The sequence below is a fragment of the Longimicrobium sp. genome (assembly GCF_036554565.1).
GTDB lineage: Bacteria > Gemmatimonadota > Gemmatimonadetes > Longimicrobiales > Longimicrobiaceae > Longimicrobium.
Genome location: NZ_DATBNB010000608.1, coordinates 1 through 21,513, shown reverse-complemented (window position 1 = coordinate 21,513; position 21,513 = coordinate 1). Strand labels below are relative to the sequence as shown.

The following is a 21,513-nucleotide window of genomic DNA, read 5'->3' as shown; positions in this document are numbered from 1 at the left end:
AGGACAACACGGTCTGGAACAACACGCCGCCTACCTGGGCCACCACCTTCGGCCCCAACGGCAACCTGCAGCGCGTGACGAGTGGGCTGGTGATCGTGGACGGCATCACCATCACCATCACCTCCAACGCGGCGTACTCCTCCAGCGACCAGCAGGAGTTCCAGGAGGCCTCGTCCGGCGGCTTCTGGCCGTTCTACGATTCCAGCCAGCAGAGCGGGTGGACGAGCAACGTGACCTTCGACGACCAGGGGACGCTCAGCGCGACGATCTCGTCGCCGGGTGGCAACCCGCAGATCCTGGGCGCGATGGTCACGCCGATGGCGCAGGCGCTGGGCGCGCAGGCGTCGGTGCGCTTCACCGCCATCCCTGAGCACGCCCGCATCTGACGCACGCGCGGCGGTGAAGGCAGAAGCACCCCCGCGCCGAGGGCGCGGGGGTGCTTCGCGTGTAAACCAGTCGGGCCTGCAGCCGGATCGGCGTGCCCATCCCTTGTTTCCATTTGGGAACACGCCTAGGTTGCTGCATCTCCCGACACCGGACGGACGAAAGCGCATGGATCTCCGCGAAATCCAGCAGCAGGTAGACGCGTACATCTCGCAGTTCAAGGAGGGGTACTTTCCGCCGCTGGTGAACCTGGCGCGGCTGACGGAAGAGGTGGGCGAGCTGGCGCGGGAGATCAACCACCAGTTCGGCCCCAAGACCAAGAAGCACGACGAGCCCGAGGGCGACATCGCGCTGGAACTGGGCGACATCCTGTTCGTAATCGTGGTCCTGGCCAACCAGCTGGACATCGACCTGAGCGAGGCCGCCCGCCGCACCCTGGCGAAGTACCAGGTGCGCGACGCCAACCGCTGGGAGCGGAAGGAACCGGAGTAGGCGCCGTCCGCACTCACGCACTCACGCACTTCCGCACTCACGCACTGCCCCCATGAATCCCACCGTCTTCATCATCGACGACGACCCCGACCAGGTGGCGCTGGTGACCGCGCAGATCGAGCGCGGGCGCCGCTTCGTCACCAAGGGCTTCACGCGGGCGGAGAGCGCGCTGGAGGAAATCCGCTCCGATCCGCCCGACGCGGTGGTGTGCGACCTGGTGATGCCCGGGATGGACGGGATCACCTTCGTCCGGCGCGTGCGCGAGCTGAACCGCGGCCTTCCCGTGATCATCGCCACCGCGCGGGGCACGGAGGGCGACGCCGAGCGCGCGCTGCAGGCCGGGGCCTCGGACTTCACCACCAAGCCCATCGACCCGCGCTCGCTGGAAACGCGCATCGCCCGCGCGATGGAGCAGGCGCCCAAGGAGCAGCTGCTCCAGAGCTTCACGCAGGCCAAGTTCGATCCGCACGCCATCATCGGCCGCCACCCGCTGATGCAGCAGGTGCGCGAGTTCATCGCCAGCGTCGGCTCGGTGCCGCAGGTGTCGGCGCTGCTGCTGGGCGAGTCGGGGACGGGCAAGAACCTGGTGGCCCGCGGCATCCACGCGGCCAGCAAGGCGGCCGGCTACCGCTTCGTGGAGGTGAACTGCGCGGCGCTGCCGGCCGGGCTGCTCGAGGCGGAGCTGTTCGGCTACGAGAAGGGCGCGTTCACCGACGCCAAGCAGGCCAAGAAGGGCCTCGTGGAGGTGGCGGACGGCGGCACGCTGTTCCTGGACGAAATCGGCACGATGGCGCCCGAGCTGCAGACCAAGCTGCTCTCGTTCCTGGAAAGCCGCTCGTTCCGCCGCATCGGCAGCACCCGCGAGCAGACGGTCACCCTGCGCGTGGTCGCCGCCACCAACGCCGACCTGAGCGCCGAGGTGGGGCGGGGGACCTTTCGCGAAGACCTGTACTACCGGCTGAACGTGGCGTCGCAGATGCTGCCCCCGTTGCGGGCCATCCGCTCCGACATCCCCGAGATCGCCAACCACTTCGTGAAGCGCGCGGCCGAGTACTTCGCCAAGCCGGTTCCCGAGATCGACGCCGACGGGGTAGACCGGCTCACGCGCTACGACTGGCCGGGGAACGCGCGCGAGCTGCGCAACATCATCGAGCGTTCGATGATCTTTTCGTCGGGCCCCACGCTGCGCATCGTGGAGCTGGCCAACACGCCGGTGGCCGTCGCCGCGCCGGTGGAGGGGGTGGTGATCCCCCGCGGGCTGACGCTGGACGAGGTGGAGGCACGCTACATCGAAGAAACGCTGCGCGAGGTGGGCGGCAACGTGCAGGAGGCCGCCGACCGGCTGGGGGTGTCGCGCAAGGTGCTGTGGCAGCGCCGCAAGCAGCACGGCCTGCTGGCCGGGAGGGAGTAGTGGCGCCACCGCGCAAGCCGCCGGGCGAGAGCGCCGCGCGCCTACGCCAGGAGCTGGCCGCGAGCCAGGCGGAGGCCGCCGCCCTCCGCGCCCGGCTGGACGAGGCGGAGCGCTCCAGCGCGCACAAGAGCCGCTTCATCCGCCACGTCAGCCACGAGTTCCGCACCCCCCTCAGCTCCATCATCGGTTTCGCGTCGCTGCTGGAAAGCGAGGGCGAGGAGATGGACCCGGCGGTGCGCGCCGAGTACCTGGACGTGGTGCTGCGCAATGCGCGCCACCTGCTGCACGTGGTAGACGACCTGCTGAACATCAGCAAGGTAGAGGCGGGGGCGCTGGAGGTTACGCTCACCCCCGTGCGCGCCGCCGAGGTGGCCGAGGCGGTGATCACCGCGCTGGAGCCGCAGGCCTTCGCCCGCGGCATCGTCTTTCGCATGGACGACCGCGCCGCGCGCGCGGCCCTGGCCGACGCGGGGCGGCTGCGGCAGGTGCTCTTCAACCTGCTGGAGAACGCCGTCAAGTACTCGCCCGAGGGGGGCGAGGTGGCGGTCCGCGTGACGGACGGCGCCGGCGAGGTGCGGGTGGAGGTGAGCGACCGCGGCCCGGGAATCTCCAAGGCCAACCAGCTGCGGCTGTTCAAGGAGTTTTCGCGGGTGAACCCGCCCGGGCTGCGGGTGCGCGGCGCCGGCCTGGGGCTGGCGCTTTCGCGCATGCTCACCGAGGCGATGGGCGGCAGCGTGGGGGTGAGCTCCATCCCCGGCCACGGAAGCACCTTCTGGATCTCCCTCCCCGCCGCCGCCGCGGGCGAAACGGCCGCCGAGGTGGGCGCGCCCACGGCGGCCGTCGCGCGCACCCGGGGCGAGATGGTGGCCGTGGTGGACGACGACGCCGACATCCGCGCGTACGCCACCATCGTCCTGCGCCGCGCCGGGTACCACGCGGTGGCGGATGACGGCTCCCCCGGCGTCGGCGCGCGCCTGGCGCAGGCGCATCCACGGCTGGTGCTGCTGGACCTTCACCTGGTGGGCCGCGGGGGCGCCGAGGCGCTGGCGGAGATGCGCGGATTCACCGCGCTGGAATCCGTTCCCGTGCTGGCGTTCACCGCGGGCGCCCTCGCCGACCCCAACCCCGCGGGGTTCGACGGCAAGGTGGTGAAGCCGGTGGAGGCCGACGTGCTGGTGGCCTACGTGGACGAGGCGCTCGCACGCGCCCCCGCGCCGCCCGAGGCCCCCGCGGACGAAGACGATTTCCTCGCTCCCCTGCGCGCCCGGTTCCGCGCGGGGCTGCACGACCGCCTGGCGGCCATCGAGCGCCATGCCGCGGCGGGTGACCAGGAGGCGCTGCGCCGCGAGCTCCACAAGCTGCGCGGGGCCGCGGCGGGGTACGGGTTCGGCGAACTGTCGCGCCTGGGCGACGCCGCCGAGGAGGCGGTGCGCACCCGCGGCGGCGGTCCCGAGGTGGATGCGCTGGTGGCCAGGCTGCGCGACGAAGTGTCCGCGCGGTGACGGGTGAGGTGTCCGTTCCGGAGCGGGCGTTCCCATTCGGGCGCGCGTGTTCCCCACCGGGAACGCCCGAACGGAGCGGACACAGGTGTTTGGTGGGCCTAAGTGGTTGAAGGAGGTGCGTTTGCCCAGAGGTGGCGTGTCTGGGACGATCCTTGCTCTCCATGCGGCCCATGAACTCGCCGTATCCTGCTATGATGCAAGACCAACCGACCCTCGCGCTCGCCGACGACGACGAGCTCCACGCGGAGCTGATGTCCGCGTGGCTGGAGCACCAGGGCTACCGCGTGCTGCGCTTTGCCTCCGGCGACGAGCTGGTGTCGTGGGCCGCACAGGGCGGCAGCGGCGTCCAGGGGCTCCTGCTGGACGTTGACATGCCCGGCCGCGACGGCTTCCAGAGCTGCCGCGAGGTGCGTGCGATCCCCAGCTTCGCCGAGGTGCCGACGGTATTCGTGAGCGCGGCGACGCCGAACAACGTTCCCGACGAGGTGGTGAGCGGCGCGTGCCACTTCATCCGCAAGGACGAGCGGATGTTCGTGAAGCTGGCGGACTGGCTGTCGCAGCACATCTACTCCGACGCGTCGCACAGCGCCATCGAGTATCGCTGAACCCGGCACGTCGTTTGGAGATATCGAGGCGGGCGGGACCTTTCGAGGTTCCGCCCGCTTTCGTTCATCGTCCCAAGGCGCGTCCTGCTTCGCGGCTACCCCTTGCATCCCCTGAGCGCCTGCGTTAAATACTGTACCATATGGTTCAGTATCTTGCGACCCGACTCGATACTTCGTTCGCCGCGCTCTCGGACCCCACGCGGCGCGGCGTTCTGGAGCAGCTCGCACGAGCCGACGCTTCGATCACGGACCTCGCCGGGAAGTTCCACATGACGCTCACGGGCATGAAGAAGCACGTGGGCGTTCTGGAGCAGGCGGGGCTCGTCGCCACGAAGAAGATCGGGCGGGTGCGGATGTGCCAGCTTGGCCCTCGCCAACTGGAGGAGGAAGCGGCGTGGCTCGAGAGCTACCGCCAGCGGTGGGACGAACGCTTCGACGAGTTGGACAGGGTCGTCGAGGAACTCACACGAAAGGGAGAAGCGCGATGAACGCAGGAATCGAGAGCAGGCCCGGCCCCGTGAAGAACCGCACCACGGTGGAACGGACGTCGGACCGCGAGGTGGTGGTCACGCGGACCATCAACGGCCCGGCGCGCATCGTCTTCGAGGCATTTACCAGGGCCGAGCTGCTCAGGCGCTGGTGGGTGCCCAGGTCGATGGGAATGACCCTGCTGTCCTGCGAGGTGGATGCCCGTGTCGGCGGCAAATACCGATTGGAGTTCGACATCGGTGCCGCCGAGCCCGCCGCGTTCTTCGGCACGTATGTGGAAGTGGAGCCGTATTCGCGCCTCGTGTGGACCAATGAAGAAGACGGTGAGGGCGGGTCTGTCACCACGGTGACCTTCAAGGAAACGGATGGCAGAACGCTGGTGGTCCTGCACGAGAGCTATCCTACCAAGGAAGCGCTCGATGCTGCTGGTACCGGAGCAGCCGACGCAATGGTCGAGACGTTCGAGCAGCTGGACGAGCTTCTCGTCGACCTGGGTGAGAGCTCGGGACAGTAACAGAGATGTAAGGCCTCGCGCTCGGTCGTCCGGGAGTCCCGGCGCGGAGGGCGCGGAGGGCACGGAGGGCATCGGAGGGCACGGAAGAACGGAGGTGCCCTCCGAGACCTCCGTGTGGGACTCTCTCAGATCATGGGAGAGATGACGTACGTGATGCGCCCCGGCCCGGCAGCAGCCGGACGGCGGAAGCGGAACTCGCGGTTCTCTCCGCCGCGGATGACTACGCTGGCGTTCGGCGCGGCGGAGTCGTTCTCCCTCGCGACCTGAACGACGTAGCTGCTCGTTCCCTTGTTCGCGATGCCGACCGAGACGCCGAGCGCGCCGTTGCGCACCTCCGTTGCGACACCCGCACCCATCTCCACGCCCTGCCGCGGCAGGATGGTCGCGCTCGCGTGGATCGCCCCCTGCGCCAGGGCAGGCGCGGCGCTCAGGGCGGTCGAGATCAGGGCGGCGACGAGTGCGATCTTCACGGCTGGCATCCACGGAGAAAGAAGCGTTTTGCTCCTTCCCTCCAATGCGAGCCGCGAGCCGAGATGCCACGTGGGCTAAGTTCTTGTCATAGAGGCACTTAGGCGATGCTTGCGCGGGCGGTGTCGTGTGCGGTTCGAGGACGATTGAAATGTAAGTGGCCTCCGTGCAACTACTTGGCCGCAGGCGTTCGATTTTCGTACAGCCAATTCTGCACGGTGCAGCGGGCGTCGCCGCGCCGTCGTGGCGGTCCGTAAGAGGAAAAGCATCACGCAGAGGACGCAGAGAAAACGGAGAGGACGCAGAGGGAAGCTACCGCCCCCTCTGCGTCCTCTCAGTTCCCCTCCGCGTCCTCTGCGTGATTGTTGTTCTCAGGGCCGGGGCAGCGGATGCGGACGTCGTCAGCGGATCTTGCGCAGGGTAATGGGCGGCGCCTGCACCAGCACGTCGCCGGAGGCGGGAACCACGATGACGAGGGGATTCGGATCGGCGGCCGCGTTCAGGGCGCGCAGCGACGATTCGGCAACGCGGATCTCGTACGTGCCCGGCCGCACGCGGCTCACGTAGAACTCGCCGTCGCTGAACGTGGATACGCGCTGCACGTCCGCCGTCTCGCGGCTGATGAGTTCCAGCGTCACCCCCGCGACGGTGGGAACCTCGGGGCCGGGAAGCAGCTGGCCGGCCAGCTCGCGCGTCTGCACCAGCGGAATGTCTACCGCCGCGAAAACGTGCGGCGCCGGCCGAAGCTCCACGCCGCGGGCGACCGGCACCCATCCCGCCTCGTCCAGCGACAGCGTGTCGAGCGCCACCTGCGCCGCCTCGAAGGGCAGCACCGACCAGGTGCGATAGGTGCCGTCCGCCCCCGACTTCACGCTCACGGACCCGATCCTCACGGTTGCGCCCGGGAGAGGCCGGTCGCCGACGTTGAACACCCCGTTGCCGTCCAGGTCGTAGAACACCCGCCCACCCACCCCCGCCATCCCCGTTCCGCGGTAGGGAAGGGCGAGCACGCCGCCCCGGCCGCCGTACGCCACGCTCCCCTCGGCGGACCACGAGCCCTGCACCTGGTTGCGCAGCGAGGCGGCCTGGGTCTGCACGTTGGCGAAGCCCAGCCGGCGCGCGAAGGTCAGGTACACCGCCATTCCGTTCGGGGCGGGGAGCCACTGCATGGCCAGCGTGGCGAACGACGTGGGCCCCGTCTGCAGCGAGGTGTTGAGCCCTGCCTGCCGCAGCTGGCCCTCGGCGAAGGCCAGGCTGCCGCTGAGCCCCGAGCCGCGCAGCCAGCGCGGGACGAAGCGCGGCAGCGAAACGCTGGGCGTCAGGAAAATGACCCCCGGCGAGCCGGGGAGCCCCGACTCGTAGCCCGCCTCCAGCCGCGCGGACCGCAGCGCGGCCAGGGCCGACACGCGCACCCGGTCCAGCCCCGCCTCCTGCGTTCCCTCGGCGCGGCCGTTCAGCGCATAGGCGCGCACCGGGCCGGCGCGCACGTTCGAGCGGCTGAACCCGCCGCCGGCCTGCCAGCGCGGGCTGGCCAGCGGCGCAAAGGAGAACTGCCCCGAGCCCGGGTAGACGATGCCGGCCGTGGCGTGCGCCACCCCGCCCGCCGCCACGTGCTGAAGCGAGCCGCGCACGAACGAGCCGAGCAGCGCCTGCACCTCGGCGCTGGTGCCCGGCCGCAGCAGCGCGCTCACCGCGCCGAACGGGCTCAGCACGGGCCCGGCGGAGTCGGCGGGCTGCTCGTACTCGAAGCCGCCCGCCACGGTAAGGGTGCGCGTCACTCCGCGGCGCAGGTCCAGGTACCCCGCCAAGGTGCACTCCCCGCGCGGACAGGCGCCCACCCCCGCCGCGTACTCGTTGACGCCGCGCGGAAGCTGCGTCACGGGAACGGAGTAGATCACGCTCGATTCGCGGATCTCGCCCGCCGGCCCGTACATCTTCACCTGCACGGGGGTGCTCCCGTACTCCAGCGGCACGCTCACCGGCCGTTCGGCGGTGGCGTCCGAGAACCCCACCAGGCGGCCGCCCTGGTACACCTCGTACTGCCACCCGGGCGGAAGCTCGGGCGAAAGCAGCACCTGGTCGAAGCGGGTGCGCCGCAGGAACGGTGCGTTGCCGATGGTGATTCCCCGCAGCGACCGCGCGCGCAGCCCCCCGCTCAGGTGGTCGCCCAGGTGAAGCTGGCGGACGAAGCGGCCGCGCGGAAAGACGCGGTGGTAGGCCACGGCGGGGTCCACCAGCCCCGCCGCACCCGAGTCCGCCGCCACGGTGCCGCGCAGGGTGAGCATGCCCCCCACCAGGCTGAACCCCGAGCCCAGCCGCAGCGAGGGCGGCGACGGCTCGCTCCCCACCCGGCCGGAAACCGCCCAGTCCACCACGCCCGCACCGCTGACGGCCCGGTACGACACGGTGTCGCCCGCCAGCCCCACCTCGCCCCCCTGGTGGCGCAGCTCGGCGGCGCGGCGGCTTTCCACCTCGCGCCGCGTCTCGGCGGCGAAGGGTACGCCCCGGGTGATGGCAACGGCCAGCGCCTCCCAGTCCACCTGGGCTTCCGCACCCAGCAGCAGCGCCAGCGCGGGGACGGCCAGGTACACCTCGCCCCCGGCCTGCACCAGGTCGCCGGGCGCCAGCGCCAGCGTGTCGGCGGCCAGCACGCGCGCGCCGGCCACGTCCAGCACGGCGGGCGGCGCCTCGGCCACCGCGCTCACGCGGATGGTGTTGCCGGAGGCGTCGCGCTCCATGGGCGTGCCCCCCAGCTCCAGAACCGGGCGCAGGGGCAGCAGCAGGCGGCCCTGGTGGTTGACCACCACCGTCAGGGTGGCGGCCGGCAGGCTGCCCAGGCGCACCTCGAAAAGCCCCTGCTCGTATCCGGAGGGGAGTTCCTGGGCCGCTACACGCGCTGTAAGGAGAAGGGAGAACGCGAGGACGAGCGAAAGCACCGGGCCCCGGCATCCGCCCCGCAACCGCAGGGGGAGCATGGAGGCGTCAGTTCTTGGAGGGGACGGCGTAGACGGTGACCGTGGCGGTGTACACCCCCGGCCGCTGCGTGGCGGAGGGCGTAACCCGTCCGCCGATGTAGATGGAGATCTGGTCGGTGTTGTAGCGCAGGCGCCCCGGCTGGAAGCGCTCGGCCAGCAGGCGGTACGCGGTGGGGAAGAGGGTCGTGGTGGGGTTCCACGTCTCGAACGTGCGGGCGTCGCACGCCCCGTTGTAGATCTCGCACGCCCCGGCGTACACGCCGTTGAAGCTGATGGGAAGCGTGGTGCCGTCGGCGCTCACCAGCGCCGCGGGAAGCGCGAAGCTGATGTCGATGAAGCGCTTGCCCTGCACGCCCCCCAGGCGCCACTCGCCCGACTGCGGCGTGCGCGGCTGCACCGTCGCCGCCACTCCGGGAACGACGACGCCGAACTGCAGGGTGCGGGTGCCCGTGGCGGAAAGGGGCTTCTCCAGCAGGAACAGGGTGGCCTGCAGCTGCCCCGTCGACTGCGCGGACAGCCGCCCCGGCAAGGCCAGGGCGGCTGCACAGAGCAGCAGGAGGGCGGCACGCAGGCGCATTCGGCTCGGTCAGCTCACGGGAATGGTCGCGGACACGTTCGGGGCCTTCAGCACGCCGCCGGGCGGCAGATCCGGCCGCTCCGTTTCTACCGTGTAGCGCACCCGGTATCCGGCGCCCAGCGTCCCAGTGAAGGGAATGACCAGGCGGCGCCGCATCTGGTGATAGACGGCGACCTCGTCGCTCGCCTCGGCCACGACGTCGCCGCCGGGAGCCAGCAGCTCGGCCCGGATGCGTCCCAGGTACGCCGCGCTCCCCTCGCGGGCAAGGTCCAGCTGCAGCCGTACGCCTTCCGGGGTGCGCACGGCCACGGGGGCCTGCACGCCGACGGAGGTGGTGACGGGCCCGTTGCGGTACACCGCCGCGGCGACGACCACCGTCTCCACGTTCAACTGGAGGGTCACCGCCCCCTGCGTCTGCTCGATGGGCGGCTGTCCGCCGCGCGAGCGCACCAGCACCCGCGCCCAGTACTCGCCGTTGGCCAGCCCCGCGGGGGGCTGCGCCATCACGCGCACCACCTGCCGCTGCCCCGCCTCCAGGCGCAGGCGCCGGGGAAAGGCGCGCATCCACTCCACGGCCGACGGCTCGCCCGCCGCGGCGGTGTCGAACAGGGGCACGCTCACGTTGCCCGCCGAGTCTGACACGGGGTAGCCGAAGGCGAAGCCGATCTCCACCTCTTCCGGAAGCGCCCCCGAGTTGTACAGGGTGAGCGTGCCGGTGCGGGTGGTCTGGTCCAGGTACAGGGCGATGGGGCTCACCGACACCGCCGCGGCCGGCGTGGCCCAGCACGCCGCCAGCAGAAGCACCAGCCCGCTCACCATCGCCTTGATCCGTCCGCTCCGCATCGCCTGTCCGTTCGTCATGGGTACCACCTTGCTGGGATCCCGCTCAACTGACCGTCTGCACGATCGCCACCGAGATGGTGGCCGAGTAGCTGCCGCCCAGGTGCCCGTCTCCCGCGACAGCCGTGCCGCCGAGAAGGATGCGCGTGGGCCCGCGCTCGGGGTGCAGGGTGATGGTAACGGCGCGGTGGGGATCGAAGGGCGAGGCCTCGACCGAGCCGGGGCCCAGCACCGCGGCGTCGCCCAAGGCGAACCGCAGGGGAATGCGGCCGCCGTCGGGCGACTGCAGCTCGGGGGGAAGCAGCAGCATGAGCTCCACCGTTCCCGAGCCCTCGATCACCAGCTCCGCCCGCCGCCCGGCATCCGTCACGGAAACGCGCTCCGGGACGCCGGGGATCAGGGATCCGAAAACGAGCTGGCGTCCCCGCAGGAGAACGACCTCCGGGGACGCCGCGGCCTGCGCCGCAATGGTGCCCGGCAGCCCCGCGGCAAGCGCGAGCGCAAGGAGGCCGATGCCTCCCCGCGCACGCATGCTCAGCCGGGGGCGCCGCGCCATCCGCTTCAGATGGTCGACTTGGCCGCGCGCACCTCGACCGTGGCCGAGTACAGGCCGGGCGCCGCGTTGTTGATCACCGTCTGGCCCAGCGTGGCGCGCACGTGCACGTAGTTGGTGGCCACGCCGCCGGTGGTGGTCTGGTAGAACTGCGACGAGATCGCCGAAACGTCGGACTGCGCCGTGGGGCAGGTGCCGAAGGTGCCGGCGGTGGTCGTGGCCGAAACCGAGCACGCGTACGTGGTCGTGAGCGTGGCGGTGCCGTCGCTCAGGCTGGGCAGGGCGTTGAACCAGATCTGCACGGCCACGTTGTGCTTCAGCGGAATGTATCCGGCGGCCGACACGGCGGCGGTCTGGTCGGGCGTCAGCGTGCCGAACGAGATGGCCTTGGCCGTGGTGTTGTCGAAGGCGAGCACCTGGCCGATGGTGGCGCTGGCGTTGATCTGGCCTTCGGCCTGGGCATGGGCCATGGAGGGAGCGGCGGCGATAAGGAGAGCGGCCGCGGCCAGGCTGAGCTTCTCCATTTGTGGCTCCTGAGAGGTTGAATGTGCGTCCCGCGACGTTCAGATCCGTCCGATGAATCACGGCCGGTCGATTCGAGGCTGGCTGGCCTGTGTAAGGGCAACGCCCGTGCCGAGGGTCGCATGTTGTGCAGGTGCTTGATAATAAACGACTTATCCCGTTTTTTCAAGCCTCGGGAGAGGGTCTGCGTTACCGTTTGGGAACGATGCGCGTTCCCGAATGGGAATCTCCGCACATCCGGGCTCTCGGGGCCGGGCGGAGACCGAGCCACACGCCCCTTGCGACGTGCACGAAACCGTGCGGAACGCGGCGCGGGAGCCCCTGGAGCACCCTGTCGCGTCCCCTCCAGCTGGTGCCGGTGTCCTCTTCCGGGAACGGAGACCGTCCGCGGCGACTCCCGCACTCCCGCACTCCCGCACTCCCGCACTCACGCACTTCCCCGGGCACACCCGCCCGCCTGCGGCGTACCACCACGCGAGCGCGCCGCGAGCCGGGCGCGCACCGGAAAATCCGCCGAGAACCACCGAATGCGAAGCGACCTGCTGGACCAGGACGAGTTTCCCAGCCACTACGAAGACCGCGCCGGCGACATCTCGTGGGCCAAGGGAACCCTCCCCGTTTCGGGCGTGTTCCTGCTGCACGGCCGCTACGTCGTCGCCCCGTATCACTGCCCGGCCGAGCGCCGCCTGCGCGAGGCGGGGGCGCTCTGCGTGGCCATGGTCACCTTCGACGGCATGGCGGTGGCGGCGCTCACCGGCGGCTCCACGGGCCGGGGCGAGGTAGAGGTGGTGCGTCCCCGCGAAGTGGCGCGCCATGCCGACCCCCCGCCCGGCCGCAACTGACGCCTTCGTTGCCGCGGCTTCCGTCGCCCCACCCGGTTGACGGCACGCGGCCGAGGGGGCATGTTTGGCGCCTTCGTACCCGGCCAGAGTTTCCTGAATCCGCCCGCGGCGCCCCCGCGAAGCCACCCCTGCCGTACCCCCGATGGCGAAACTGAAGCGTCCGTCCCTCACCCAGATGATCCTGCTGTCGATGGTCATCGGCACGCTGGTCGGGTGGGCGTTCCCTGAAGCCTCGCAGCAGCTGAAGCCGCTGTCGAACATCTTCCTGCGCATGATCAAGTCGATCATCGCGCCCATCATCTTCGCCACGCTGGTCATGGGCATCGCCGGGCACGGCGACGACATGAAGCGCGTGGGCCGCCTGGCGCTCAAGTCGCTCATCTACTTCGAGATCGTCACCACCCTGGCGCTGTTCATCGGCCTGGCGGCGGTGAACCTCACCAGGCCGGGCGTGGGCGTGGTGCTGGCCGGCGCCGACGCCAGCAAGGCCCAGGAGATGGGGCAGACGGCGCAGGGGCTCACGGTGGGCGGGTTCCTGGAGCACGTGGTGCCCACTTCCATCGTGGAGGCGATGACCAAGAACGAGGTGCTGCAGATCGTGTTCTGGTCCATCCTCTTCGCGGTGGCGCTCTCGCAGGTGCGCGGGCGCCCCAAGGAGATGATGCTGTGGACGCTGGAGGGGCTGTCGGAGGTGATGTTCAAGTTCACCGGCATCGTGATGAAGTACGCGCCCATCGGCATCGGGGCGGCCATCGCGGTGACGGTGGGGCACAGCGGCCTGGGCATCCTGTGGAACCTGGGCAAGCTGATCCTTACGCTGTACGGCGCCCTGGTCGTCTTCGGCCTGCTGGTGCTGCTCCCCGTGGCGCTGATCGCCAAGGTGCCCGTCAAGCGCTTCATCCGGGCGGTGAAGGACCCGGCGCTGATCGCCTTCAGCACCACGTCGTCCGAGGCCGCGCTCCCGCGCGCCATGCAGGCCATGGAAGCCATCGGGGTGCCGCGGCGCATCGTGGCCTTCGTGATGCCCACGGGCTACTCGTTCAACCTGGACGGCACCACGCTGTACCTGGCGATGGCCTCGGTGTTCGCCGCCCAGGCCGCGGGCATCCACATGTCGTTCAGCGAGCAGATGGTGATGATGCTCACCCTGATGCTCACCAGCAAAGGGGTGGCGGCCGTTCCCCGCGCCTCGCTGGTGATCCTGTCGGGAACGCTGGCCAGCTTCGGGCTGCCGCTGGAGGCGGTGGCGCTGATCCTGGGGGTCGACGAGCTGATGGACATGGCGCGCACCACGGTGAACCTGGTGGGCAACTGCCTGGCGACGGTGGTGATGGCGCGCTGGGAGAACGACTTTCACCCCGAGGCGCCGCCGCCCGACCTGAGCGCCGACGAGGTGATCACCATCGCCGGGCCCCCGGAGCCAGCCCCGGCCTGAGCTGGAGGGCCGCTTGGGGGAACGGACGGCGGGCGGCACGGATGAAGCTCGCGGTCCGTGCCGCTTGCGTTTCGGGGCGCTTTGCGCGATCCTATCGCGCGCGACGGCGCCCGTAGGTTCCGTGCTCGCGTCGCCGCCCTCGGGGCGGGACGGCGCGGGCGCGTCCTTTTGTCATTGCTTTCAACACCTTTCGCATGCAACCGATCGCTTACGCCATCCCCGCCTTCGGGCTGCTGGCCCTGCTGTACACCTTCTGGCGCTCCGCCTGGGTTACGCGGCAGGATGCGGGCAACGAGCGCATGAGCACCATCGCCGGCCACATCGCCGACGGTGCGCGCGCATTCCTGTTCGCGGAGTACCGCGTGCTGGTGATCTTCGCGGTGCTCGCGTCCCTGTTCCTGGGCTACCTGGGCCTCACCGACGAGCGCTCGCACCCGCTGATCATCGGCGCCTTCCTGGTGGGCGCCCTGTTCTCGGCGCTGGCCGGCTGGATCGGCATGACCATCGCCACCAAGGCCAACGTGCGGACGGCCCAGGCGGCGCGCACCAGCCTGTCCAGGGCCCTCGACGTGTCGTTCGCCGGCGGGTCGGTGATGGGCATGGGCGTGGCCGGCCTGGCGGTGCTGGGGCTGGGCGGCCTGTTCATCCTGTTCTACGGGATGTTCGTGGATGGCGCCTCGGCCAACGGGCCCGAGATGGAGCGCGCGCTCGAGGTGCTCACCGGCTTTTCGCTGGGCGCCGAGAGCATCGCGCTGTTCGCCCGCGTGGGCGGCGGCATCTACACCAAGGCGGCCGACGTGGGCGCCGACCTGGTGGGCAAGGTAGAGGCGGGGATTCCCGAGGACGACCCGCGCAACCCGGCCACCATCGCCGACAACGTGGGCGACAACGTGGGCGACGTGGCGGGCATGGGCGCCGACCTGTTCGGCAGCTACGTGGCCACCATCCTGGCCACCATGGTGCTGGGCCGCGAGGTGATCGCCACCGGCGACGAGTTCGGGGGAATGAGCCCCATCCTGCTGCCGATGGTCATCGCCGGGCTGGGCATCCTCTTCTCGCTCGCCGGCATCCTCATGGTGCGGGTCAAGGAGAACGGCAGCGTGCAGGGCGCGCTGAACCTGGGCAACTGGGCCTCCATCGCGCTCACCGGCGTGGGCTCGTTCTTCGTGATCCGGTGGATGCTTCCCGCGTCCATGCAGATGGAGCGCGCCAACTCCGAGGCGTTCACCCCCATGGGCGTGTTCGGCGCGGTGGCGGTGGGGCTGCTGGTGGGCGCGCTGATGAGCGTGATCACCGAGTACTACACGGCCATGGGCCGCCGCCCGGTGCAGTCCATCGTCAACCAGTCGTCCACCGGCCACGCCACCAACGTGATCGGCGGCCTGGCGGTGGGGATGGAGTCGACGACGCTTCCCATCCTCGTCCTGGCGGGCGGCATCATCGCCAGCTACGAGTTCGCGGGGCTGTACGGCGTGGCCATCGCCGCGGCGGGGATGATGGCGACGACGGCCATGCAGCTGGCCATCGACGCCTTCGGCCCCATCGCCGACAACGCGGGCGGCATCGCCGAGATGAGCGAGCTTCCCAAGGAGGTGCGCGAGCGCACCGACATCCTGGACGCGGTGGGCAACACCACGGCGGCCACGGGCAAGGGCTTCGCCATCGCCTCGGCCGCGCTCACGTCGCTGGCGCTCTTCGCCGCCTTCATGGGCATCTCGGGGATCGACGTCATCGACATCTCCAACGCGCGGGTGCTGGCCGGCCTGTTCGTGGGCGCCATGATCCCGTTCATCTTCTCGTCGCTCGCCATCGCCGCGGTGGGACGCGCGGCCATGGCCATGGTGCAGGAGGTTCGCCGCCAGTTCCGCGAGATCCCCGGCATCATGGAAGGCACCGGCCAGCCGGAGTACGGCCGCTGCGTGGCCATCAGCACCCAGGCCGCCATCCGCGAGATGATCGTGCCGGGCGCCATCGCGCTCATCGTGCCGGTGATCGTGGGCTTCACCATGGGGCCCGAGGTGCTGGGCGGCCTGCTGGCGGGCGTCACCGTGTCGGGCGTGCTGATGGCGATGTTCCAGTCCAACGCCGGCGGCGCGTGGGACAACGCCAAGAAGTCGTTCGAGAAGGGCGCCACCATCGACGGCAAGGTGTACTACAAGGGGAGCAACGAGCACAAGGCCGCCGTCACCGGCGACACCGTGGGCGACCCCTTCAAGGACACCTCCGGCCCGTCGATGAACATCCTGATCAAGCTGATGTCCATCGTTTCGCTGGTCATCGCGCCGCACATCGCGGTGAGCGCGCCGGCCGGCCTGGAGGGCGAGGCCCAGGTGCGCGCGCCGGTGGAGGCGCCGGCCGTGGCCGCCGCCGTCCAGGCGCCGGTCACCCAGGCACGCTGACCGCGACAGTTGCACGAAAGGCCCGGCGGGGAGAGATTCCCCCGCCGGGCCTTTTTTCCTGCCGTTCCACCCGCACTCCGACACACATGAGCACGATGGAAACGACGGTGCCCCCGGCCAGGCGGGCGCCCGAAGACGCGGGGCTGCGCCAGGGGCTTTCGCTGCTGGACGCCGTGATGCTGGTGGCGGGCTCCATGATCGGCTCGGGCATCTTCATCGTGTCGGCCGACATCGCCCGCAACATGGGCTCGGCCGGCGGGCTGATCGCGGTGTGGGTCGCGTCGGGGCTGATGACGCTGGCCGCGGCGCTGAGCTACGGCGAGCTGGCGGCGGCCATGCCCCACGCGGGCGGGCAGTACGTGTTCCTGCGCGAGGGCCTGGGGCGCATGCCCGGGTTCCTGTACGGATGGACGCTGTTCATGGTCATCCAGACGGGGACGATCGCCGCCGTGGCGGTGGCCTTCAGCAAGTTCCTGGGCGTCTTCTTTCCCGCGGTGTCTCCCGACGTTTTCGCGGGCATCAAGGGAATCCAGATGCCGGGCGGCGCCATCGACCTGGGGCTCAGCAACCAGCGGCTGGTGGGGATCGTGATCATCGCGCTGCTCACCTGGGTGAACCTGCGGGGGCTCCGCGAGGCCAAGTGGATCCAGACCTCGTTCACCATCGCCAAGACCGGCGCGCTGGCCGCGCTGATCCTGCTGGGCATCACCCTGGGCCGCAACGCCGGCGCCATCGCCGAGAACTTCGGCAACTTCTGGCAGGGCTCCCCCGGGGGCACGCCGGTGTCGGTGATGGGCATCGCCATCCCCCTGATCGTGACGGCGTTCGGCAGCGCCATGGTGGGGTCGCTCTTCTCGTCGGACGCGTGGAACAACGTGACCTTCGCGGCGGCCGAGGTGCGGCAGCCGGAGCGCAACCTGCCGCTGGCGCTGGCGCTGGGGACGGGGCTGGTGACGGTGCTGTACGTGCTGGCCAACCTGGCGTACCTGTCGGTGCTGTCGCTGAACGAGATCAAGACCGCGCCGCAGGAGCGGGTGGGCACCCTGGCGCTGGAGCACATGTTCGGCCCGGTGGGGCAGTACCTGATGGCGGGCGCCATCCTGGTGAGCACCTTCGGCTGCATCAACGGGCTGATCCTGGCCGGGGCGCGCGTGTACTTCGCCATGGCGCGCGACGGGCTGTTCTTTGCCCGCGCGGGCGACCTGAACCGCAACGGCGTTCCCGCGTGGGCGCTGGTGGCGCAGGGGGTGTGGACGGCGCTGCTGACGCTGACGGGCACCTACGGGCAGCTGCTGGACTACGTGATCTTCGCGGCGCTGCTCTTTTACGTGCTGACGATGTTCGCCCTGTTTTCGTTGCGGCGGAAGCAGCCGGACCTGCCGCGGCCGTACAAGGCCTTCGGCTACCCCGTGGTACCGGCGCTGTACGCGTTCTCTGCGTTTGCCGTTGCGGCCATCCTGCTGGTGGCCAAGCCCGTGTACTCCTTCTCCGGGCTGATCCTGGTGCTGCTGGGCATTCCCGTCTACTACATCTGGGAGCGCCGCACGCGTTCGGTGTGATCGGCTGAGCGGAACGGTCTCACGCGGAGGCGCGGAGAACGCGGAGAACTGCAGGAGCCCCTTCGTCGTTTCCCTCCGCGACCTCCGCGCCTCCGCGTGATCCCCCGTGGTCCGGGGGGGAACGACAACGGCTTCATCAAAGCCTAATGCTCCGGAATCCACGTGGTTCCGGAGCTTTGTGCTTGTGCGCCAACGGGTTGCGTGCGTTGGACAAAGGATGGACGCGGATGGGGCGGAGCCAACGATCCGGGTGCGGCGGGGGTCTATTCACCTGTAGGACGCACGCACGATCGAAAAACTTCGCCATCGGACGACGGACATATGAACGCGCTTGGTAGATCCCTTTTGGCCCTGGCCCTGGCGGCGGTGCCTGCAGCCGCGCAGACCCGGCCCGCGGGGCCGCCCCCCGCCGGCGGCGCCCCCGGAGGCATGCGGCCCGGAGGCGCCCCCGGCCAGCAGCAGGGCGGCGTGCTCCTGGGCACGGTCACCGACCCGGCCGGCAAGCCGCTGGGCTCGGCGCAGGTGGCCGTGTGGAGCGCGGCGGACAGCACCCTGGTGACCGGCGCCGTCACCCGCGGCAACGGGGCCTTTCGCGTGGATGGGCTACGGCCGGGTTCGTACTTCGTGAAGGTGAGCTCGCTGGGCTTCGCCACCGCGACCAGCGCCGTCGTGGCCGTGTCGCCGCAGGCCCGCGAGGCCAACCTGGGCACCATCCGCATGAACGAGGGCGCGCTGCTGCTGGAAGGCGTCACCGTTTCGGCCGAGCGGCAGACCACGGGCATGGCCGCCGACCGCAACACCTACCGCGCGGCGGATCTGCCCACGGCGGGCGGCAGCGCGGTGGACGTGCTCCGCAACATTCCCGCGGTAGAGGTGGACCAGGAGGGCCGCGTGAGCCTGCGCGGCAACCAGAACGTGGCCGTGCAGGTGAACGGCCGCCCCACCCCCATGCGCGGCGACCAGCTCGCGGCCTTCCTGCAGCAGCTGCCCGCCAACGTGGTGGAGAACGTGGAGGTGATCCCCAATCCCTCGGCCAAGTACGAGCCCGAGGGGATGGCGGGGATCGTGAACATCGTGCTCAAGCAGAACGCCGACCTGGGGCTCAGCTACGGCCTGCAGGCGGGCGTGGGCACCGGCGGCCGCTTCAACGGCTCGGGCAACGTGGGATACCAGGCCGGCGCGCTGACACTGTTCGGCAACTACGGCCTGCGCCGCGACGAGCGCCAGAACCGCGGCTTCAACACCATCTCCGCGTACGCCGATTCCATCAGCCGCCAGCTGGACTACATCACCGACCAGCGGAACGGCGGCGAGTTCAACATGCAGTCGCACCTGTTCAACGGCAGCGCCGACCTGCGCCTGGGCGCGCGTGACGTGCTGTCGTCCAGCGTGCTCCTGAGCCGCGGCGCCTTCGACGCCGACGCCGACAACCGGTACGTCCGCCGCAGCGCGTCGGGAGGGATCGTCCAGGAAACGCGCGGGGTGACGGACAACGAGAACAGCGACTTCACGGCGGACGGCTCGCTCTCGTTCAAGCACACGGTGCAGCCTCAGCAGAACGAGCTCAGCGCCGAGCTGCGCTTCAACCGCTCGCAGAACGAGATGTCGAGCGTCACGGACGAGACGCTGCTGAACGGGGCCGCCGCCATCAACCCGCGCAGCGGCCAGGAGAACGAGGCCGTCACCCGCAACCTGACGCTGCAGGCCGACTACACGCGTCCGCTGGCGGGCTTCAAGCTGGAAACGGGCTACAAGGGCACGCTGCGGATGCTCGACAACGAGCAGTCGATGCTGCGCTCGTCCGACGACGGCGGGTGGTACACCCTAGGCACCAGCGCCTTCGACTACGACGAGAACGTGAACGCGGGCTACGCCGTGCTCAGCCGCGGCTTCGGGAGCGTGCAGACGCAGGCGGGGCTGCGCGGCGAGTACACCAGCCGCGACTTCAGCCTGGGCACGGGCGAAAGCTATCCCAAGGACTACTGGAGCTGGTTTCCCAGCGGCCTGGTGGCGCTGAACCTGGACGAGCAGCGGCAGGTGCGCCTCAGCTACTCGCGGCGCATCCAGCGCCCCGACACGCGCATGCTGAACCCGTTCTCGTTCAACGAAGACCCGCGCAACCGCTTTACCGGCAACCCCGACCTGGAGCCGGAGTACACGCACGCGCTGGAGATGGGCTACCAGCACTCGTTCGGCACCGGCTCGGTGCAGGTGACGCCGTTCTTCCGCCGCACCGAGAACGCCATCCGCCGCATCCGCGAGGTGCGCGGCGACACGCTGCTGGTGAGCTTCCGGAACCTGGATACCAACGACTCGTACGGGCTGGACCTGAACACCTCGGTGCGCCGCGGCAAGGTGAACGGCTTCGCCAGCTTCAGCGCCTTCCGCACGGTGACGGACGCGGGCAGCCTGGGCGAGGAGCTTTCCAGCGACGCCATCGGCTGGTCGGCGCGCATGAGCGGCACCTACCAGGTCACGCCGCGGCTGGACGTGCAGGGAATGCTGTTCTACCGCGCGCCGATGGACGTGGAGCAGGGGCGGATGGGGAGCATGGTGATGTCGAGCTTCTCCGTGCGCCAGAAGCTGATGGGCGAGCGCGCCAGCCTGTCGCTGCGCGTGCAGGACCCGCTCAACCGGATGGGCTTCTCGATGAGCACCCACGCGCCGCTGTACGACCAGTTCAGCGAGCGCCGCTTCGGCGGGCGCGCCGCGTACCTGACGTTCAGCTACAACTACGGCCAGACGCCGCGCCTGCGGCAGAAGCCGCAGCAGGAGCAGGAGATGCAGCAGCCGCCCAGCGTGGTCGGGCCCTGATCGTTCGGGCTGGATGCGAGAGCCGGCCGCCGGGGGATGCCCCGGCGGCCGGTTTTTTTGATGCGAGAGTGCGAAAGTGCGAAAGTGCGAAAGTGCAAAAGTGCGAAAGTGCGGATGGCGATTCGTCGAGAGCCACAAAGTCCTGTCATCCTGAGGCCCAGGCGCGCCGAACCTGCCCGTGCCCAAGACCACGCGGGCCGAAGGATCTAACCGCGGACGCTTTTCAGCCGGGCGCGGCAGCGGTCACGGTAGCGGAGGCCTCGGCTGCCGTGGGGCCCTCACCCGGCCGCGCTGACACGCGTGCCACCCTCTCCCACAAACAGCGTGGGAGAGGGGGTACACACCAGGGCGGTTGCACATTCAAACCGTTGGCGCGCAAACGTTTGTCATCCTGAGGCCCAGGTGCGCCGAACCTGCCCGCGATCCAGACCACGCGGGCCGAAGGATCTAACCGCGGATGCCTTTCAGCCGGGGCGCGGCAGCGGTCACGGTAGCCGAGGCCTCGGTGTCGTCTCGGATTGTGGATGCGCGGAGCTAACTGCGCGGGCGCGCCGAACCCGCAATGGCGCGTCGAATCGCCGACGGTGGGCGCATTCCGACCAAGGCAAGCGTCCGGTGAGACGGCCGAGGATGAAGCGCGTCCCGAGCCTCGCAAAGGCGGTTGAAACCGCGGCTGGAACGTCACGAAGTTCGCCTGCGCGGACTGGGTTCGGTGGGTCGGATGCGTCGGTGCGTGGGGCGTGGTGTGTGGCGGATCCCTCGGTCGCTGCGGTCGTCGGTGTAGCGGCTGGTTTCGGCGTGGCCGCTCCTCGGGATGACATTAACGCACTCACACTCACGCACTCACGCACTCGTCGTCAGGTGACGCGGAGGCGTTCTTCTACCGCGGCGTCGGGTTCCACGAAGATCGTCTTGGCCTGGATCAGCGACACGCGGCCCGGCGGCGCGCCGCGCGGCTTGCGGACGTAGCGCCGGCGCGTCCAGTCCACCGCCACCGTGCCCGACGAGCGCGCCTTGCTGTACCATGCCGCCAGCACCGCCGCCTCTTCCAGGTCGCGGGCCGGCGGCGCGCCGGGGTCGCTCCACCGCAGCACCACGTGCGAGCCCGGTACGGACCGCGCGTGGAGCCACA

The 21,513-nt window shown here is 70.1% G+C and carries 18 protein-coding genes and 1 pseudogene; 12 read left to right on the top strand and 7 right to left on the bottom strand.

Going from position 1 to position 21,513, the window contains the following annotated elements; genetic code table 11:
• The 7 genes from VIB55_RS16945 to VIB55_RS16915 form a co-directional block, all read left to right on the top strand.
• A partial coding sequence (locus VIB55_RS16945; protein ID WP_331877852.1) for a hypothetical protein occupies positions 1-386 on the top strand: 386 nt, incomplete at its 5' end.
• A 166-nt stretch (positions 387-552) separates the two neighbouring features.
• A complete protein-coding gene (locus tag VIB55_RS16940) occupies positions 553-876 on the top strand; it encodes a nucleotide pyrophosphohydrolase (RefSeq protein WP_331877851.1) in 324 nt (107 codons plus the stop codon).
• A 52-nt stretch (positions 877-928) separates the two neighbouring features.
• Positions 929-2,287 carry a sigma-54 dependent transcriptional regulator gene (locus tag VIB55_RS16935; protein ID WP_331877850.1) on the top strand — a complete coding sequence of 453 codons (1,359 nt, stop codon included), beginning with the start codon at positions 929-931 and terminating at the stop codon, positions 2,285-2,287.
• Positions 2,287-3,789 (top strand): ATP-binding protein, encoded by a 1,503-nt coding sequence (locus VIB55_RS16930; RefSeq protein ID WP_331877849.1) that lies wholly within the window; start codon positions 2,287-2,289, stop codon positions 3,787-3,789. Before VIB55_RS16935 ends, VIB55_RS16930 begins: the two co-directional genes overlap by 1 nt.
• A 194-nt stretch (positions 3,790-3,983) precedes the next feature.
• The gene (locus VIB55_RS16925; protein ID WP_331877848.1) at positions 3,984-4,394 is read left to right on the top strand and encodes a response regulator; all 411 of its coding nucleotides are present in this window, start codon (positions 3,984-3,986) and stop codon (positions 4,392-4,394) included.
• 140 nt (positions 4,395-4,534) lie between these two features.
• On the top strand, positions 4,535-4,882 hold the full coding sequence (locus tag VIB55_RS16920) for a metalloregulator ArsR/SmtB family transcription factor (protein WP_331877847.1): 348 nt from the start codon (positions 4,535-4,537) through the stop codon (positions 4,880-4,882).
• Complete coding sequence (locus tag VIB55_RS16915; RefSeq protein ID WP_331877846.1) at positions 4,879-5,397, top strand: SRPBCC domain-containing protein; 519 nt, start codon at positions 4,879-4,881, stop codon at positions 5,395-5,397. Before VIB55_RS16920 ends, VIB55_RS16915 begins: the two co-directional genes overlap by 4 nt.
• A 125-nt stretch (positions 5,398-5,522) precedes the next feature.
• Here the strand turns inward: VIB55_RS16915 and VIB55_RS16910 are convergent, their stop codons facing one another.
• From VIB55_RS16910 to VIB55_RS16885, 6 genes are all read right to left on the bottom strand, one after another.
• On the bottom strand, positions 5,523-5,867 hold the full coding sequence (locus tag VIB55_RS16910; RefSeq protein ID WP_331877845.1) for a hypothetical protein: 345 nt from the start codon (positions 5,865-5,867) through the stop codon (positions 5,523-5,525).
• Between the two features lie 399 nt (positions 5,868-6,266).
• Positions 6,267-8,840 carry a hypothetical protein gene (locus VIB55_RS16905; RefSeq protein ID WP_331877844.1) on the bottom strand — a complete coding sequence of 858 codons (2,574 nt, stop codon included), beginning with the start codon at positions 8,838-8,840 and terminating at the stop codon, positions 6,267-6,269.
• Between the two features lie 7 nt (positions 8,841-8,847).
• A complete protein-coding gene (locus tag VIB55_RS16900) occupies positions 8,848-9,417 on the bottom strand; it encodes a hypothetical protein (RefSeq protein ID WP_331877843.1) in 570 nt (189 codons plus the stop codon).
• A gap of 9 nt (positions 9,418-9,426) precedes the next feature.
• A complete protein-coding gene (locus VIB55_RS16895; protein ID WP_331877842.1) occupies positions 9,427-10,278 on the bottom strand; it encodes a hypothetical protein in 852 nt (283 codons plus the stop codon).
• A 25-nt stretch (positions 10,279-10,303) separates the two neighbouring features.
• On the bottom strand, positions 10,304-10,813 hold the full coding sequence (locus VIB55_RS16890; RefSeq protein WP_331877841.1) for a hypothetical protein: 510 nt from the start codon (positions 10,811-10,813) through the stop codon (positions 10,304-10,306).
• A 5-nt stretch (positions 10,814-10,818) separates the two neighbouring features.
• Positions 10,819-11,334, bottom strand: a complete 516-nt coding sequence (locus VIB55_RS16885) for a hypothetical protein (protein WP_331877840.1) — start codon at positions 11,332-11,334, stop codon at positions 10,819-10,821.
• A 525-nt stretch (positions 11,335-11,859) separates the two neighbouring features.
• On the opposite strand from VIB55_RS16885, the gene VIB55_RS16880 reads away from it, so the two are divergent.
• The 5 genes from VIB55_RS16880 (at position 11,860) to VIB55_RS16860 (ending at position 20,381) form a co-directional block, all read left to right on the top strand.
• Positions 11,860-12,174, top strand: coding sequence for a hypothetical protein (locus VIB55_RS16880; RefSeq protein WP_331877839.1), 315 nt, complete (start codon positions 11,860-11,862; stop codon positions 12,172-12,174).
• A 142-nt stretch (positions 12,175-12,316) separates the two neighbouring features.
• Positions 12,317-13,609, top strand: a complete 1,293-nt coding sequence (locus VIB55_RS16875) for a dicarboxylate/amino acid:cation symporter (protein ID WP_331877838.1) — start codon at positions 12,317-12,319, stop codon at positions 13,607-13,609.
• A gap of 194 nt (positions 13,610-13,803) precedes the next feature.
• Positions 13,804-16,008, top strand: a complete 2,205-nt coding sequence (locus tag VIB55_RS16870) for a sodium-translocating pyrophosphatase (RefSeq protein WP_331877837.1) — start codon at positions 13,804-13,806, stop codon at positions 16,006-16,008.
• Positions 16,009-16,094: 86 nt separating this feature from the next.
• On the top strand, positions 16,095-17,567 hold the full coding sequence (locus tag VIB55_RS16865) for an APC family permease (RefSeq protein WP_331877836.1): 1,473 nt from the start codon (positions 16,095-16,097) through the stop codon (positions 17,565-17,567).
• Between the two features lie 429 nt (positions 17,568-17,996).
• Positions 17,997-20,381 (top strand): TonB-dependent receptor domain-containing protein, encoded by a 2,385-nt coding sequence (locus VIB55_RS16860; protein WP_331877835.1) that lies wholly within the window; start codon positions 17,997-17,999, stop codon positions 20,379-20,381.
• 857 nt (positions 20,382-21,238) lie between these two features.
• Here the strand turns inward: VIB55_RS16860 and VIB55_RS16855 are convergent.
• Positions 21,239-21,513 (bottom strand): annotated as a pseudogene (locus VIB55_RS16855) (fibronectin/fibrinogen-binding protein); the annotation flags it as partial.